This window comes from Cellulomonas cellasea (assembly GCF_006538745.1).
GTDB lineage: Bacteria > Actinomycetota > Actinomycetes > Actinomycetales > Cellulomonadaceae > Cellulomonas_A > Cellulomonas_A cellasea.
Genome location: NZ_BJLR01000035.1, coordinates 85,260 through 100,993 on the forward strand (window position 1 = coordinate 85,260; position 15,734 = coordinate 100,993).

Below are 15,734 nucleotides of genomic sequence, written 5' to 3' on the forward strand. Positions count from 1 at the left end.
CGCCGTGATCGACGCCCCGCGGACGTCGGCGCGGCGTGCGGGCGGGCGCCCCTCTCGACGCGGGTTCGCGGTGAGACTTCTCTAACGTTGTACAACTCGCGTTGACCCCCTTCCGAGCCCGCCCCTACGGTGGCGACGCCCCGCACCCCACGTCGGCGCGCGCCACCCCCGGGACCGCGCTGACCAGCGGGGACACCCCTCCGCGGCCCCCGGTCGCGGTCCGACGGAAGGTTCTCCCCCGTGACCACATCACCCACCCGCGCCCGCAGGGGCGCACGGCTGCGCGCCGCGCTGACGGGCGCCGTCGCGCTGCTCGTCGCCGGCACCGGCGCCGTGCTGACCGCGCCCGCGGCGAGCGCCGCGACGGTCGACACCAGCGCCTGGTACGTCCTCGTCAACCGCCAGAGCGGCAAGGCCCTCGACGTCCTGAGCAGCTCGAAGGACGACGGCGCGCAGATCATCCAGTACACGCGCGCCGACGCCGCCAACCAGCAGTTCCAGTTCGTCTCGTCGGGCAGCGGCTACTACCGGCTGAAGTCGCGGAGCTCGGGCAAGGTGCTCGACGTCTGGGAGTGGAGCACGGCCGCCGGCGCGCAGATCCGCCAGTACACGGACGCGAACGGTGACAACCAGCAGTTCAGGCTCGCCGACTCCGAGGGCGGGCGGGTGCGCCTGGTCAGCAAGCTGTCCGGCAAGGTCGTCGAGGTCAAGGACCGCTCGACCGCCAACGGCGCGCTCGTCGTGCAGGGCGACGACGGCAACCAGTACAACCAGCAGTGGCAGCTCGTGAAGGTCGGCTCGGGCACGACGAGCCCGACGACGCCGCCCGCGACGACCGCCCCGACCACGCCGACCTCGTGGCCGACGCCGCGGTCGTCGACCAAGGTGTCCTCGACGATCAAGGTCAGCGGGACCCGGGACATGGGCCTGGTCCGGTACTACGGCATCTCCTCGGGCGACCAGGGCGAGAGCCAGCCGCCCATGTTCCAGCTCGAGAACGGCGCAGTCCTGAAGAACGTCATCCTCGGCACGGGCGCGGGCGACGGCATCCACTGCCTCGGGACCTGCACGATCGAGAACGTCTGGTTCGAGGACGTCGGGGAGGACGCCGCCACGTTCAAGGGCACCGCGGCCTCGCAGACCATGACCATCAACGGCGGCGGCGCCCGCTCCGCCTCCGACAAGGTCTTCCAGCACAACGGCCCCGGCACCTTCGTCATCAAGAACTTCCAGGTCGCCGACATCGGCAAGCTCTACCGCTCGTGCGGCAACTGCTCCAAGCAGTACGCCCGCACCGTCGTCGTCCAGAACGTCACGATCACGGCCCCGGCCAAGTCCCTCGTCGGGATCAACCCCAACCTCGGCGACAAGGCCACCCTGTCCGGCCTGACCATCGTCGGGGACCCCTCGAAGAAGATCGCGATCTGCGACGAATACAAGGGCGTCACCTCGGGCGAGCCCACCAAGGTCTCCTCCGGACCGTCCGCCGCGTGCGGGTACACCCCGTCCGCGATCGTCTACCGCTGACGCGCCAGGACGCCCCGCCGCAGCCCGGTCCGGCTGCGGCGGGGCGTCCTGCTGTCCGCCCTCGACCCGGGGTCAGCTCGCGGCGCAGCTCACCGCCGGCGTGCCGGACGACGTGCCGCTGACCTGGAACCCGAAGGTCGTCGAGGCACCGGGGGCGAGCGCGCCGTTGTACGACTCGTTGCGCACCGTCACGCTCGAGCCGCTCTGCGTGAGCCGCCCGTTCCACAGGCTCGTCACGCTCTGGCCGCTCGGGTAGGTCCAGCCGGCCGCCCAGCCCGAGATCGCCGTCGAGCCGCTGTTGCGGACCGTCACCGAGCCCTGCGAGCCGCCGGGCCACGCGTTGACCGTCGTGTACGTCGCCGTGCACGCGCGCGTCCCGGACGGCGGCGGGGTCGGGTTGGTCGGCGGGGTGGGGTTGGTCGGCGGCGGCGTCGAGCCCGTCGTCACCGAGAAGTTGTTCACGGCGAGGCCCGTCCCGCCGATCCACGGCTCGAAGCCGGCCTGGACGCTCGTGAGCCACCACGAGTTCTGCCCGAGCCCGCGGCTGACGACGTCGTCCCAGAAGGTCTTGACGTTGAAGCTCAGGTTGGTCGTGGGCTGCGTCCGCACGTACGAGATGACGTTCCAGCCGATGTTGCCGGACCACACCTCCCACGTCGCGCCGTTGAGGTTCGCCGTGCCGACGCGCGAGCCGATCGGCTGGATCGAGCCCTGGCGGTTGAGCCAGATCATGAGCTCGGCACCGTTGTTCTGACCGGTCGTCGACGACGGCCGGCTCTGGTGGAACCAGATGTCGTAGGCGGCGTTGTAGGTGCCGCTGCTCGGGTAGCTCATGCTCACGCTCGTCGAGATCCCGGCGAACGCGGGGTCGCTCGCCTGGAGCCCGTTCGTGAGGATGTTGCCGCTCGTCGAGCAGACGCCGTAGTGGCAGCCGTAGTAGACGGTCGGGTACGACTTCGGGCTGCCGTTCGTGGGGTTGCTCCCGTCGGCCTGGGTGACCCGGAAGCCGGTCGAGGTCGTGTCGATGCACTGCGTGGCACTGCTGCCCCAGCGGTTGTTGCCGACGATGTAGCGGCCGTTCTGGATCGGCGCGCTGCCGTACTGCTCGCAGATCACGGCGGCGGTCGCGGGTGCGGCCGCCGCGAGCGCGGACGCGCCGAGCCCGAGGCTCAGCAGGCCCGTCAGGAGGGTGGTGCGCAGGGATCTCATGTCGCTCCTTGGTCCGTGCGGGGACGGCGAGGAAGGTGCGTGGCGCCGCAGGGGTGCGGCCCGGCGGGCGGTCGACGGCGCGGCGCTGCGCTGCGCTGCGACGGGGTGCCCTCGGCCATGCAAGCACCGTGCTCCCGCGGGCGCGCGACGCGAAACGATTCGGCACTCAGCAGGACCAGGACCGCCCGGGCGTCCGCCGACCGGCGCAGCAGTTCCCCGCTCGGCATCCGTCGCTCGCCCGCCTCCCGCCTTGCGTGCTCGCCTGCCGCCTGCCCGCTGAGCACCCGGACCGGACCGACCAGCAGCCCGCTCGTTGACGGGGAGAGGGCGGGCCGGGATCGTCGTGCCATGCACTTCGTCCCGGACGACAGCCTCGTGCCCGCGCTCCCGGCCTGGGCGGCGGGTCCGCCGGAGAACGAGGTCCCCACCCCCGTCGCGGTGCACGCGGTCCTCGCACGGACCGAGGACTTCGCGGTCGCGCTCGTCGGCGGGCACGTGTACTCGACGGGCGTCGAGCTCGACCTCGCGGTGCGCCGCCGCCGCGACGACCCGGCGGCGCCCGACCTCTTCTCCCTCGTGGAGGGCCACGGCCACCGGCACGGCGTGCACGCCGCGCCCGACCGGCTGCTGCTCGGCGTCGAGCTCGCGGACGGGAGCGTCACGACGAACGCGGGTCCGGAGCCCGACCGCGACGACGCCCCGCGCCTGGGCGACCGCGGAGGGCACGGCGGCGGACGGAGCGTGGACAAGAAGCTCTGGCTGACGCCGGTGCCGCCCGACGGCGACGTGGTCGTGGTGTGCGCGTGCGAGGCGCTCGGCATCCCCGAGACCCGGACCGTGATCCCGGCGGCGACGTTCTCCGGCGCGCGGGACGGCGTCGTGACGCTGTGGCCGGTCGAGCCGCGCGCCGAGCACACGGAGCCCCCGCGCCCACCGCTGGACCTGCCCGCGGGCGGGTGGTTCGAGCGCGTGCTCGGGCGGCAGGAGCCGCCGGGCGAGCCGGGGTCGCGGGGCTGACGACGAGGCGGGTCGTCGCCGCGCCGTGCGCGTCCGGCGCGCCGTCAGGCGGCAGAGCCGAGCGCGGCCCGCGGGAACGTGACGCCCGTGAGCTCCTCCGAGACGTCCCACAGCCGCGCCGCGAGCGCACGGTCCCGGGCCTTCGCGGACCGGCCGACGAGCGTCGGCGCCCCGCGCCCCTCGAGCAGGCCGCCCGGCCCGGCGTAGGAGTCGCCCGGCACGTCGGCGACCGCGGCGAAGAGCGTCGGCAGCGCGCCCTGCTCCTCGCTCTGCGACATCAGCCGGCTCACGGCGCGCTCGACGGCGTGCCGCGCGCGGCTGCGCCCCTCGGACCGCAGCAGGTTCGTCGCCGCGAGGCCGGGGTGGGCGGCGGTCGCGATCACCGGGGAGCCGGCCTCGTCGAGGCGGCGCTGGAGCTCGGTGGTGAACAGCAGGTTCGCGAGCTTGGACTGCGCGTACGCGGTCATCGCCCGGTACGGCTTGCGCTCCCACTGGAGGTCGGCGAAGTCGATGGACCCCATCCGGTGGCCGTTGGAGGAGACCGTCACGACGCGCCCCCGGATCCGCGGCAGGAGCAGGTTGGTGAGCGCGAAGTGACCGAGGTGGTTGGTCCCGAGCTGGAGCTCGAAGCCGTCGGCGGTCCGCGTGAGCGGCGGGATCATCACGCCCGCGTTGTTGATCAGGACGTCGACGTCCTCGGTGAGCTCGCTGGCGAAGGTGCGGACCGACCCGAGGTCGGCGAGGTCGAGCCGGCGCACCTCGACGTCGCCGGTCATCCCCGCCGCGGCCTGACGGCCCTTCTCGGGGTCGCGCACCGCGAGCACGAGGCGTGCGCCGCGCTCGGCGAGCACCTGCGCGGCGACCCGGCCGATCCCGCTGTTGGCGCCCGTGACGACGACGGTGCGCCCGGTCATGGCGGGGACGTCCGCCGCGGAGAATGTTGTCATGTGCAACATGGTAGGCAGGGGCCACCGATGTCGTCAATGACAACATCGGCGGTAGGCTGACGGCGTGCCCGAGACGACCGACGAGCGCCGCTACCACCACGGCAACCTGCGCACCGCCCTGCTCGACGCCGCGGAGCAGCGCCTCCGCGCGACCAGCCCCGACCAGGTGACGCTGCGCGACCTCGCCCGGGAGATCGGCGTGAGCCACGCCGCGCCGCGCCGGCACTTCGCCAACCGGCAGGCGCTGCTCGACGCGCTCGCCGAGGCCGGGTTCGCCCGCCTCGACGCCGCGCTGCGTGGCGCCGTCGCTGACGCCGGAGCCGACGTGCGCGACGCCGTCGCAGATGCCGGAGCCGACTTCCCCGCTCGCCTGCGCGCCGCGATGACCGCGTACGTGCGCTTCGCGACCGAGAACGCCGCGCTCCTCGAGCTCATGTGGACGAGCAAGCACCGGGCCGGCGCGGAGCGGATCGTCGAGGCCGCCTCGGCCCCGTTCACGCTCATGCACGGGCTGGTCGTCGAGGGTCAGGAGCTCGGCGCGCTGCCCGCCGGGGACCCCGAGCGGACCGGCCTCGTCGCGTTCGCGACGCTCCAGGGCATCGCGTCGATGATCAACGGCGGCCTCGTCCGGCCCGAGCTGCTCGACGGGCTCGTGGAGACCGCCGTCGAGCAGCTGCTGCACAGCGCCCCCGCCGGTTAGGCCGCCGGCACGACCGTGACGCGCAGGATGCGGTCGTCGCCGTCGCGCACCCGGCCACGGCCGTCGGTGTTGCCCGTGACGACCCACAGCGAGCCGTCCGGTGCGACCTCGACGGCGCGCAGGCGGCCGTGCTCGCCGTCGAGCAGCGCCTGCGGCTCCCCCACGCCGTCGGCCCGCAGCGGCACGCGCCACAGCCGCTCGCCGCGCAGGCCCGCGAGGTAGACGCCCTCGTCGGTGACCGCGAGCCCGCTCGGCGACGCGTCCGACGTCGCCCACGTCGCGACCGGTGCCACGAAGCCCTCGTCCTCGCCCCCGGGCCCCTCGACGACGGGCCAGCCGTAGCTGCTCCCGGGCGTGAGGACGTTGAGCTCGTCCCAGGTCTCCTGGCCGAACTCCGAGGCGAACATCCGCCCGTCTCCCGCCCAGCCGATGCCCTGGACGTTGCGGTGCCCGAGCGTCCACACCGGCGAGCCCGGGAACGGGTTGCCCGGCGCGGGCTCGCCCTCGGAGGTGATGCGCAGGACCTTGCCGCCGAGGCTGTCGCGCTCCTGCGCGAGCTGGGTGTCGTACGTGTCGCCGGTCGTGACGTAGAGGAACCCGTCAGGGCCGACCTCAAGGCGCCCGCCGTTGTGGTTCTGGCCCTTCGGGATGCCGGTGAGGACCTCGGTGACCTCGCCGAGCGTCGTGCCGTCGAGCGCGGCGGTGAGCACGCGGTTGTCGCGCGCGGCGGTGAGGTAGACGGCGACCGTCGTGCCGGCACCCGGGCCGGCGCCCGCCCCGTCCGACGCGTCCTCGGCGGGCAGGACCGCGACGCCGAGCAGCCCGCCCTCGCCCTGCGCGTCGGTCGCCCCCGCGATCGCCTCGGCACCCGGTCCGACGACGTCCGTCACGTCGCCCGCGGGGTCGACGACGACGAGCCGGCCCGCGTCGCGCAGCGTCACGAGCGCGCGGCCGTCGGGCAGGAAGTCCAGCCCCCACGGCACGTCGAGCCCGGCGGCGACCTCGTCGACCCCGGCGACCTCGACCCGCGGGACCTCGGTCAGCGGCGCCCCGGTGCCCGCGGGCGCGGTCGGCACGGCGGAGCTCGCCGGGCTCAGCCCCGGCGTCGCGGCGTCGTCCCCCGAGCCCGATGCCGAGCACCCGGTGAGCAGCAGAGCGCCGACCGCGAGCGCGACCGCGCCGTCCACCCCTCGACCGTTCGACCGCGTCCGCCCGTTCATGCCCGCCAGCCTCGCGGCTCGCGGGCCGCACCGCCTCCCGACGGTGCGGGCGTGCGGCACGGGCGCCCGCCGACGGTCCCGGAGCGTCAGGCGTCAGCCGTCAGGCGTCAGGCCGCGATCCTGCGCGCGCCCAGGTCAGCCCAGCCGCGTGAGCCCGCGCCGCAGCCCGCGCACCGCCTGCGCGATCCGCTGCTCGTTCTCGATGAGCGCGAACCGCACGTGCCGGTCACCGCCGGGCCCGAACCCGACGCCCGGCGAGACCGCGACGTCGCACTCCCGCACGAGGTGCTGCGCGAACTCGATCGACCCCATCTCGGCGTACTGCTCGGGGATCCGCGCCCAGGCGAACATCGTGCCGCGCGGCTTGAGGATGTCCCACCCGATGCGCGTCAGGCCGTCGTAGAGCGCGTTGCGCCGCGACTCGTAGACGGTGTTGAGCTCGGCCGGGTAGTCCGCGGCCTCGTTGAGCGTCACGGTCGCCGCGATCTGGATCGGCTGGAAGGTGCCGTAGTCGAGGTAGCTCTTGAGCTTCGCGAGCGCGCCGACGACGTCCGGGCGCCCGACGAGGAACGCGACGCGCCAGCCCGCCATCGAGAACGACTTCGTCATCGAGTACAGCTCGACGGCAACCTCCTTGGCGCCCGTGCACTGCAGGATCGACGGCGGCGTCCACCCGTCGAAGCACATGTCGGCGTAGGCGAGGTCGTGCACGAGCACCACGTCGCGCTCGCGCGCCCAGTCGACCAGGCGCTGCAGGTCGGGCAGGTCCACGGTCGTCGTCGTGGGGTTGTGCGGGAACGAGAGCACGACGACGCGCGGCTTGGGCCAGCCGAGCTCCCACGCCTCCATGACACGGTCGATGTACCCCGCACCGTCGTCGCCGTCGCCGATCGGGACCTGCCGGGCGTCGGCCCCCGCGAAGTACGGGCCCCAGATGTGGATGGGGTAGCTCGGCGTCGGGACGATCGCGGCGTCGCCCGGCTGCAGCAGCACCCACATGAGGTGGCTGAAGCCCTCCTTCGCGCCGATCGTCGAGATGACCTCGGTCTCCGGGTCGAGGCTCACGCCGAAGCGGCGCTGGTACAGGTCGGCGACGGCCTGGCGGAGCTTGGGGATGCCGCGCGACGAGGAGTACCGGTGGTTGCGCGTGTTCTGGGCCGCCTCGGTGAGCTTGTCGACCGCGACCTGCGGGCTCGGCAGGTCCGGGTTGCCGAAGCCGAGGTCGATCACGTCGTGGCCGGCGCGGCGGGCCTCGAGCTTGAGCGAGTCGATGATCGTGAACACGTAGGGCGGCAGGCCCGGGATGCGACGGAACTCCATGGACCGACGCTAGTGCCCACGTCCGCGCGCGCACCCGCTCCGCCACGCTGCGAGACTCGGGACGCAGACCGCCCGCACGACCCGGAGGAGCACCGTGACGCAGCAGGACCCGCAGGCACAGCCGGCGCGCGACGGCGCCACCCCCGGGCCGGCCCCGACGGCCCCGGACGCCGCTCCCAGGGCAGCGGCTTCCGACGCCGGACCCGTGCGCGCGCTGCTCGTCGTCGACGTGCAGCCGACCTTCTGCGAGGGCGGCTCGCTCCCGGTCGAGGGCGGCAACGCCGTCGCCGCCGCGATCGCGCGCTACGTCGAGGTGCACCGCGACCGGTACCCGCTCGTGGTCACGACGCAGGACTGGCACGTCGACCCGGGCGCGCACTTCAGCGACACCCCGGACTTCGTCGACACCTGGCCGCCGCACGGCGTCGCGGGCACCCCCGAGGCCGCGATCCACCCCGCGCTCGCCGCGATGCTGCCCGACCTGAGCGTCCGCAAGGGTGAGTACGCCGCCGCCTACTCGGGCTTCGAGGGCGTCGACGCCGACGGCCGCCCGCTCGCGGACCTGCTCCGCGAGGGCGGCGTGACCGACGTCGACGTGGTCGGGATCGCCGAGTCGCACTGCGTGCGCGCGACCGCGCTCGACGCGCACGCGCTCGGCCTGCGGACCCGGGTGCTGACCGACCTGACCGTGCCCGTGACCCCCGAGCTCGGGGAGCAGGCGCGCGCCGAGCTCGCCGCCGCGGGGGTCGGGCTCGTCGCGTCGTACGACGCGTGAGCGCGTCCCGACCGGCGCCCCGCACCGACGTCGGCGTGCCCGCCGAGGCCCGGGCCCTCTACCCCGAGGTCGTGGCAGCGAGACCCGTCGACGGCCGTGGGCCGCACTGGGAGCCGGGGGACGTCGTGTTCTGGCGCGAGTCCCGCCATCGCGGGCACCCTGTCCGGGTGGTGCGGGACGACGCTCGCGGACTCGTCGTCTGGCTGCCTCGCGGGTCCGAGTCCGTCGTCGCCCGGCTGCCGGACGGCCGGGACGTGCGCGCCGTGCGGCCGTCGGAGCGGGACCTCGACACCGAGATCCCCACCCGGAGGCGGTGGCAGGGCGGGGGCCAGGTGCGCGTCGCCCCGACGGGTGCGCCGTGGTCGTTCTGGTTCTTCACGGGCGCCGACGGCGGGTGGACCGGTGTCTACGTCAACGTGGAGCTACCGCACCGGCGCGGCGCACGGACCACGGTGACTCACGACCTCGTGCTCGACCTCCTGGTCCACCCGGACGGGTCCTGGCAGTACAAGGACGAGGACGAGCTCGCCGACCTGGAGGGGGCGGGCACGATCTCGCCGGAGCTCTCGGCCTGGGTGCGCGCGCAGGGCGCCGCGGCCGCGGCGGTCGTCGAGCGCCGAGGCTGGCCGCTCGACGAGGGGTGGGGCTCGTGGCGCCCACCGACCGGGTGGGACGAGCCCCTGCCCCTGCCCGACGACGTCCGGTACGCGGCGGACGAGCTCAGCTGACCCCGCCCGCGTCAGGCGCCGACGGCGCGACCCGCCGCTACGACGGCAGCGCTCGCCCGCTCAGCCCGCGAGCGGCCCCATCGCGTGCAGCTGCGCGTACGCGCCCCCGCGCGCGACGAGCTCCTCGTGCGCCCCGATCTCGACGAGCCGCCCGTCGCGCATCACCGCGATGCGGTCGGCGCCCTGGATCGTGGTGAGCCGGTGCGCGACGACGAACGTCGTGCGGCCCTTCATCAAGCGCGCCAGGGCCTCCTGGACCAGGCGCTCCGACGCGGTGTCGAGCGCGGACGTGGCCTCGTCGAGCACGAGGACCCGCGGGTCGCGCACGAGCGCGCGGGCGATCGCGAGCCGCTGGCGCTGACCGCCCGAGAGGCGTGCGCCGCGCTCCCCGATCACGGCGTCGAGCCCGCCCATGGCGTCGACGAACTCGAGCGCGTTGGCGTCCCGGAGCGCGGCGCGGACCGCGTCGTCCGACAGGTCCGGGCTCCCGTACGTGACGTTGGCGCGCACGCTGCCCTCGAACAGCAGCGACTCCTGCGGCACGACGGCCAGGAACCGGCGGTAGGTGCGCAGGTCGAGGCCCGCCATGTCGCGGCCGTCGAGCAGGATGCGCCCCTGGGTCGGGGCGAGGAACCCGATGACCATGTTGAGGACCGTCGACTTCCCCGAGCCGGAGGGGCCGACGAGCGCGACCGTCTCCCCCGCCGCGACGTCGAGCGTCAGCCCGTCGACCGCGTGCTCGTCGGGCGCGTCGTCGTACGCGAACCGCACGTCCTCGAAGCGCACCGCACCCGCGACGTCGGCCACCTCAGCCTTGCCGGCGTTGCGCTCGAGGTCGGGCTCGGTCAGGACCTCGCCCATCGACCGGATCGACTCGAGACCCTTGGTCACCACGGGCGCGAGGCTGAGCAGCGCGGTCACGGAGCCGGTGAGCGCCATGAAGTAGCTCGAGAGCATCACGACGTCGCCCGGGCTGACGGCGAACACCCCGGTCCACGCGACCCACGCGGCGCCGACCAGGCACGCGACGCTGAGCAGCTGGAACGTGATCCACGCGAGCGCGCCGAACTTGCCGTTGACGACGTCGAGCCGGATCCCGGCCTCCCGGACCCCGACGAGCGAGCGGTCCATGCGGTCGAGCTCGTCGGTCTCGAGCGCGTGCGCGCGCGTGATCGGGATGAGGTGCGTCATCTCGCTCACGCGCGCCGACATCTGCTCGACCTGCGCCCGGAACGCCGCGTTGCGCGCGGTCATGCGCCGGCGCATCGCGACGACGAGCAGCGCCGACGCGGGCACCGCGACCGCGAACACGGGCAGGAACTCGGGGACGCGCACCGCGGTGATGACGATCGCGCCGGCGAGGGTCGTGACCGCCGCCATGCCGGAGTCGAACGTCTGCCGGGTGCTCTCGACGACGTTCTCGACGTCGCGCACGATCTTCGCCTGGAGCACGCCGGCGCTGATCCGGCGGTGGTAGCCGATCGAGAGCTCCTGCAGGCGGCGGCACAGCGCCATGCGCAGGTTCGTCTCGACGGTGCGGACCGAGAGGGAGAGCTGGCGGATGAACAGGACGCTCAGCGGGTAGTTCTGGCCGATGAACAGCGCCATGAGCGCGGCGGCCCACCACAGGTCCCGCAGCGGGCGGTGCTCGACGACGATGTCGATCACCTCGGCGGTGAGCACCGGCATGATCCACACCGGCGAGTGCTTGAACGCGAACGCCACCGCGGCGACGAGGAGCCGCCGGCGCTGGCCCGTGAACAGGTACGCGAGCGTGCGCAGGGGTCGGCCGCCCTGGTAGCGGTCCTCGAGCAGCTCGCCGGTCACCGCGTCATCGTAACGATTCGACCGCGATCCCACCGGGTGATCCCGCGGACCGGCGCCCGCGCGCGCCGCTGTCCCGGACGCGCCGGTCGTGCAGCGGGCGGACGAGCAGGCGCCCGACGAGCCCGGGCGGCCGGCGCCCCCGAGCCTCAGCGCGAGCGCGCCGCCAGCGCCGCCGCGTACAGGTCCCGCTTGGCGACCTGGCCCGCGACCGCGACGTCGGCCACGGCGTCCTTGAGCCGCTCGCCGCCGTCGGCGCGCGCGAGCACCTCGACGACGAGGTCCGCCATCGACGTCGCGGCCGGCCCCGCGACCCCCGCGACGACGACTGCGATCTCCCCGCGCACCTCGCCGTCGGCGGCCCATGCCGCGAGCTCCGCGACCGGGCCGCGGAGCACCTCCTCGTACGTCTTGGTCAGCTCGCGGCACACCGCGGCGGGCCGGTCGTCACCGAACGCCTCCGCCATCGCCGCGAGCGTCTCCGCGAGCCGGTGCGGCGCCTCGAAGAACACCATCGTGCGCCGCTCGGTCGCGAGGGCCGCGAGCGCGCGCGACCGCTCGCCGGCCTTGCGCGGCGGGAAGCCCTCGAAGCAGAACCGGTCGGTCGGCAGCCCGGACAGCGCGAGCGCCGTCAGCACCGCGCTCGGCCCCGGCGCCGCGGTGACGCGCAGCCCGGCCTCGACCGCGGCGGCGACGACCCGGAAGCCGGGGTCGGACACCGACGGCATCCCGGCGTCGGTCACGACGACCACGGTGCCGCCCTGCGCGACGACCTCGAGCAGCTCGCGCGCGCGGGCCGCCTCGTTGTGCTCCTGATAGCTGACGACCCGCCCGCCGACGGTCACGCCCATGCGCGCCGCGAGCGCCCGCAGCCGGCGCGTGTCCTCGGCGGCGACGACGTCCGACTCCTCGAGCAGCCGGCGCAGGCGCGGAGAGGCGTCCTCGACGTCGCCGATGGGGGTCGCCGCGAGGACGAGCCGGCCGGCCGGGGTGCCTGGTGTGCTCACGCCGCAAGCCTGCCACCCGGCGGCCGCGGCCCCGACCCGGGGTCCTGACGCGGGTCGACGGGCGCCCACGGGGCGGACGGATCGGGCGCAGCGGGGGGCGCGCGCGGAAGCGCTCCCCCTACGATGACCGGGTGCCGCGCACCTTCGACGACGACGCCGCGCCCACGGGCGCCTCGACGTCCACCGACCCGGCAGGTCCCCGCACGCCTGGGGAGCAGCCCCCCGCCGACGGCGGCGCACGCCTCGCGGGCCGCGCTCCGCGGGGCAGCGGCTCCAGCCGCGCCGAGGAGGCGGACGCGCCGGACGACGGCCGCCCGTCCCACGCGGTGCTGACCGCGAAGGTCCGCGCCGCCGGTGACGCCGAGGCCGACGAGGCCATCGGTCCGGACCGCGACGACGCCGCCGACGCGGCCGACGCCGGCCCGATCGTCGCGACCGAGACCCGGCTGCTGCGCCGCCTGCTCGGCCCCGCGACGCTCGAGCTCGACGCCACGCCCCGCGCGCGGCTGATGGGCTGGCTGTGGCCGCTCGCCGTCACCGCGCTCGCGGCGGTCCTGCGCCTGTGGGACCTCGGGCGCCCGCGGACGCTGGTGTTCGACGAGACGTACTACGTCAAGCAGGCGTACTCGATGCTCGAGCGCGGCTACGAGGCGCAGTGGCTCGGCGACGACGCGAACCAGCGCTTCGCCGCGGGCGACCCCGGCGCGCTGCAGGTCGCGGCGGAGTACGTCGTGCACCCGCAGGTCGGCAAGTGGATGCTCGCGCTCGGGCTGCAGCTCGGCGGCGGCGTCGAGAACCCGGCGGCGTGGCGCCTCGGCGCGGCGATCGCCGGGATCCTCAGCGTGCTCATGGTCGCCCGCATCGGGCGACGGCTGTTCGCCTCGACGGCCCTCGGCACGCTCGCGGGGCTGCTGCTCGCGGTCGACGGCATGGCGATCGTGCACTCGCGCATCGGCCTGCTCGACGGCTTCGTCATGTTCTTCGCGCTCGCCGCGTTCGGCGCGCTGCTCCTCGACCGCGAGCAGGCCCGGCGCCGGCTCGCGGCGCGCACCGCCGTCATCCTCGACTCGGGCGCCGCGCTGCGCTGGGGACCCGGCATGGGCGTGCGCGGGTGGCGGCTCGCCGCGGCGGTGCTGCTCGGGCTGTGCGCCGGGACCAAGTGGTCGGGCGTGTACTTCCTCGCGGTGTTCGGGCTGATGAGCGTGCTGTGGGACGCGACGGCCCGCCGCGCCGTCGGGGTCCGCGCGTGGCCGCTCGCGGCGTTCGTGCGCGACGCGGTCCCGGCCGGCCTCGCGATGGTCGCGATCACGGTCGTCACCTACGTCGGCACGTGGTGGTCGTGGTTCCGCTCGCCCGACGCCTACGGCCGCCTGTGGGCGGAGCAGAACCCCGGGCAGGGCGTGCAGTGGCTGCCCGAGGGGCTGCGCTCGCTGTGGAAGTACCACTCGGACATGTGGGCGTTCCACACCTCGCTGAGCGCCGAGCACTCCTACGCGGCGCACCCGCTCGGCTGGATCGTGCAGTGGCGCCCGACGTCGTACTTCTACCCGTCCGAGGTCTCGACGCTGCCGCCCGACCAGGCGCGCGAGGCGTGCGGGGCCGACGCGTGCGCGCAGGCGATCACGTCGCTCGGCAACCCGCTGATCTGGTGGGCCGGGGCCGCCGCGATCGTCGTCGCACTGGGCTGGCTCGTGTGGCAGCGCGACTGGCGTGCGGGCGCCGTGCTCTCGGGGATCGTCGCGGGCTGGCTGCCGTGGTTCGCCTACACGCACCGCACGATCTTCGCGTTCTACTCGATCGCCTTCACGCCGTGGGTCGTGCTGACGCTCGCGTACGTGCTCGGGCTGTTCATCGGCGAGCGGGACGGCGACCCGGTGCACCGGCGACGGGCCATCGCGGGGGTGTCGGCGTTCGTCGTCGTGATCGTCGCGGTCAGCGGGTTCTTCTACCCGATCTGGACCGCGTGGGTCATCCCGTACTCGTTCTGGCACGCGCACATGTGGCTCGACACCTGGGTCTGAGCCGCCAGGCTCACCGCTCCAGGGTGCGCGCGGCGCTCACCGGGATCCGTGCTCCCACCGCTCACGGCTCCGCCGGGACCCAGTCGACCTCGGGCGAGGGCGTCCACTCGAGGCCCGCGCGCTCCCAGAGCACCCCGTGGTGCGCGAGCCGCCCGCGGAACCCCGCCCAGTCGTGCAGCGCGGGCGCGGACCAGCCGACCTCCGCGACCGCGGCGAGCCGGGGCAGCAGCAGCGTCATGAGCTCGTCGAGGTCGTGCACGTCCCGCGTCCGGACGACCCCCTCGACGCCCAGCACCGCGGAGGCCGGCAGCCCGGGCACGTGCGCCGCCGGGTCCCACGCGCCGCAGTCCCGCACGCCGGCGGGCCCGTCGAGCCGCGCGTGCGCGTCCGGCGCGAGGACGACCCGCACCCCGGCGCGCGCGGCCGCGACGAGCGGCGCGGGGTCGCGGGCGTCGTCGTGGTGCTGCAGGACGCTCCCCCGGGGCAGAGGCACGGCGGCGAGCTCCGCCCAGCCGACCACGGTGTGCGCCGACCCGACGACGGCGTCGACCGGCTCCGCCACGCGCCGCAGGTCCTCGACCGTCGGGACCGGGGCGACGTCGCGACCGCCGACGTGCAGCCAGGGCCCGGGCGTCGCGCGCGCCACCTCGGCCACGGCGTCGCGCACGGACCGGTCGCGCTGCGCGGCCGGCGCTCGGGGCGTCAGGACATCGACCTCCGGCAGGACCGTCACGCCGTGCAGCTCGGCGAACCCCACGAGCTCGGCGTACGCCGGCGTGCTGCACCAGCCCCCGGCTCCCCCGCCGTCTCCGCCGCCGTCCCAGCCGCCGTGCTCCGGGACCCGCAGGTGCAGGACGTTGAGCTTGTACGCCGCGAGCAGCGTCGCCACGACCTTGAGGTCGTCGACGTCGAGGGCCTCCGGCGGCACGTCGACGCACAGCCCACGCCAGGCGTACCGGGGCGCGTCCTCGACGAGGACCGCGGGTGCGCCGACCGCCCCGCCGACGCCCCCCGCGAGCAGCTGGACGAGGGTCGCGAGCCCGCGCACGAGCGCGGTCGTCGAGGCACCGTCCACGGTGACCCGTCCCGGCTCGACGCGCAGCACGTAGCGCTCGTCGGCCCCGGCCGGCCCGGTCGTGGGGCCCGTGCCCGGCGGGCGGCCGGGCCGCTGCCGCACCCGCAGGACGACCACGTCGTCGACCACGTCCGCGCCGTCCGCCCCCACGAGGAGCTCGACCGGGCACCGCCCGAGCCGGCCGAGCAGGTCCGCCGCGACGTACCCGACCGCGATCTCGCCGGGCGAGTCCCCGACCGCGACGCTCGTCGCCGCACCCAGCGCGAACGGCCCGCCGTCGAGCGGCTCGCACCGCAGCGGGGCCGGCACGAGGGCGATGGGGCTGGTCACGGCTGCTGCCCTCCCGCTCGGGCCGACGGTGCTG

At 75.1% G+C, this 15,734-nt stretch carries 13 protein-coding genes; 6 read left to right on the forward strand and 7 right to left on the reverse strand.

All coding sequences use genetic code 11. The features are described 5' to 3' along the window. The first annotated feature begins 240 nt into the window (after positions 1–240). Positions 241–1,527, forward strand: coding sequence for a pectate lyase (locus CCE01nite_RS18245; protein WP_170223988.1), 1,287 nt, complete (start codon positions 241–243; stop codon positions 1,525–1,527). Between the two features lie 72 nt (positions 1,528–1,599). Here the strand turns inward: CCE01nite_RS18245 and CCE01nite_RS18250 are convergent, their stop codons facing one another. After that, the gene (locus CCE01nite_RS18250; protein WP_034633984.1) at positions 1,600–2,736 is read right to left on the reverse strand and encodes a GH12 family glycosyl hydrolase domain-containing protein; all 1,137 of its coding nucleotides are present in this window, start codon (positions 2,734–2,736) and stop codon (positions 1,600–1,602) included. A gap of 348 nt (positions 2,737–3,084) precedes the next feature. On the opposite strand from CCE01nite_RS18250, the gene CCE01nite_RS18255 reads away from it, so the two are divergent. Beyond that, entirely contained in the window at positions 3,085–3,753 is a 669-nt protein-coding gene (locus CCE01nite_RS18255) for a hypothetical protein (protein ID WP_141372786.1), read from the forward strand. Between the two features lie 44 nt (positions 3,754–3,797). Here the strand turns inward: CCE01nite_RS18255 and CCE01nite_RS18260 are convergent, their stop codons facing one another. Beyond that, positions 3,798–4,700 carry an oxidoreductase gene (locus CCE01nite_RS18260; protein ID WP_034633978.1) on the reverse strand — a complete coding sequence of 301 codons (903 nt, stop codon included), beginning with the start codon at positions 4,698–4,700 and terminating at the stop codon, positions 3,798–3,800. Between the two features lie 64 nt (positions 4,701–4,764). Between CCE01nite_RS18260 and CCE01nite_RS18265 the strand changes: the two genes are divergently transcribed. Further along, a complete protein-coding gene (locus CCE01nite_RS18265; protein ID WP_034633976.1) occupies positions 4,765–5,400 on the forward strand; it encodes a TetR/AcrR family transcriptional regulator in 636 nt (211 codons plus the stop codon). Here the strand turns inward: CCE01nite_RS18265 and CCE01nite_RS18270 are convergent. Together CCE01nite_RS18270 and CCE01nite_RS18275 are read right to left on the reverse strand one after the other, a co-directional pair. Beyond that, positions 5,397–6,587 (reverse strand): PQQ-dependent sugar dehydrogenase, encoded by a 1,191-nt coding sequence (locus CCE01nite_RS18270; RefSeq protein ID WP_034633975.1) that lies wholly within the window; start codon positions 6,585–6,587, stop codon positions 5,397–5,399. The two genes, CCE01nite_RS18265 and CCE01nite_RS18270, sit on opposite strands and share 4 nt — an antisense overlap. Before the next feature lie 168 nt (positions 6,588–6,755). Beyond that, positions 6,756–7,940 (reverse strand): aminotransferase class I/II-fold pyridoxal phosphate-dependent enzyme, encoded by a 1,185-nt coding sequence (locus CCE01nite_RS18275; protein WP_034633973.1) that lies wholly within the window; start codon positions 7,938–7,940, stop codon positions 6,756–6,758. A gap of 205 nt (positions 7,941–8,145) precedes the next feature. On the opposite strand from CCE01nite_RS18275, the gene CCE01nite_RS18280 reads away from it, so the two are divergent. Both CCE01nite_RS18280 and CCE01nite_RS18285 read left to right on the forward strand, forming a co-directional pair. Beyond that, positions 8,146–8,715 carry an isochorismatase family protein gene (locus tag CCE01nite_RS18280; RefSeq protein ID WP_034633971.1) on the forward strand — a complete coding sequence of 190 codons (570 nt, stop codon included), beginning with the start codon at positions 8,146–8,148 and terminating at the stop codon, positions 8,713–8,715. Positions 8,716–8,786: 71 nt separating this feature from the next. Next, a complete protein-coding gene (locus CCE01nite_RS18285; RefSeq protein WP_169744049.1) occupies positions 8,787–9,443 on the forward strand; it encodes a ribonuclease FAU-1 family protein in 657 nt (218 codons plus the stop codon). A gap of 60 nt (positions 9,444–9,503) precedes the next feature. Here CCE01nite_RS18285 and CCE01nite_RS18290 read toward each other — a convergent pair whose 3' ends face one another. Beyond that, positions 9,504–11,270: an ABC transporter ATP-binding protein gene (locus CCE01nite_RS18290; RefSeq protein WP_034633969.1), complete on the reverse strand. Its 1,767-nt coding sequence runs from the start codon at positions 11,268–11,270 to the stop codon at positions 9,504–9,506. Between the two features lie 146 nt (positions 11,271–11,416). Next, positions 11,417–12,274, reverse strand: coding sequence for a 16S rRNA (cytidine(1402)-2'-O)-methyltransferase (gene rsmI / locus CCE01nite_RS18295; protein WP_034633967.1), 858 nt, complete (start codon positions 12,272–12,274; stop codon positions 11,417–11,419). Positions 12,275–12,405: 131 nt separating this feature from the next. Between rsmI and CCE01nite_RS18300 the strand changes: the two genes are divergently transcribed. Further along, complete coding sequence (locus tag CCE01nite_RS18300) at positions 12,406–14,295, forward strand: dolichyl-phosphate-mannose--protein mannosyltransferase (RefSeq protein WP_246056708.1); 1,890 nt, start codon at positions 12,406–12,408, stop codon at positions 14,293–14,295. A 61-nt stretch (positions 14,296–14,356) separates the two neighbouring features. On the opposite strand, the gene CCE01nite_RS18305 is transcribed toward CCE01nite_RS18300, so the two are convergent. Further along, a complete protein-coding gene (locus tag CCE01nite_RS18305) occupies positions 14,357–15,700 on the reverse strand; it encodes a family 20 glycosylhydrolase (protein ID WP_141372787.1) in 1,344 nt (447 codons plus the stop codon). Positions 15,701–15,734 lie beyond the last annotated feature (34 nt).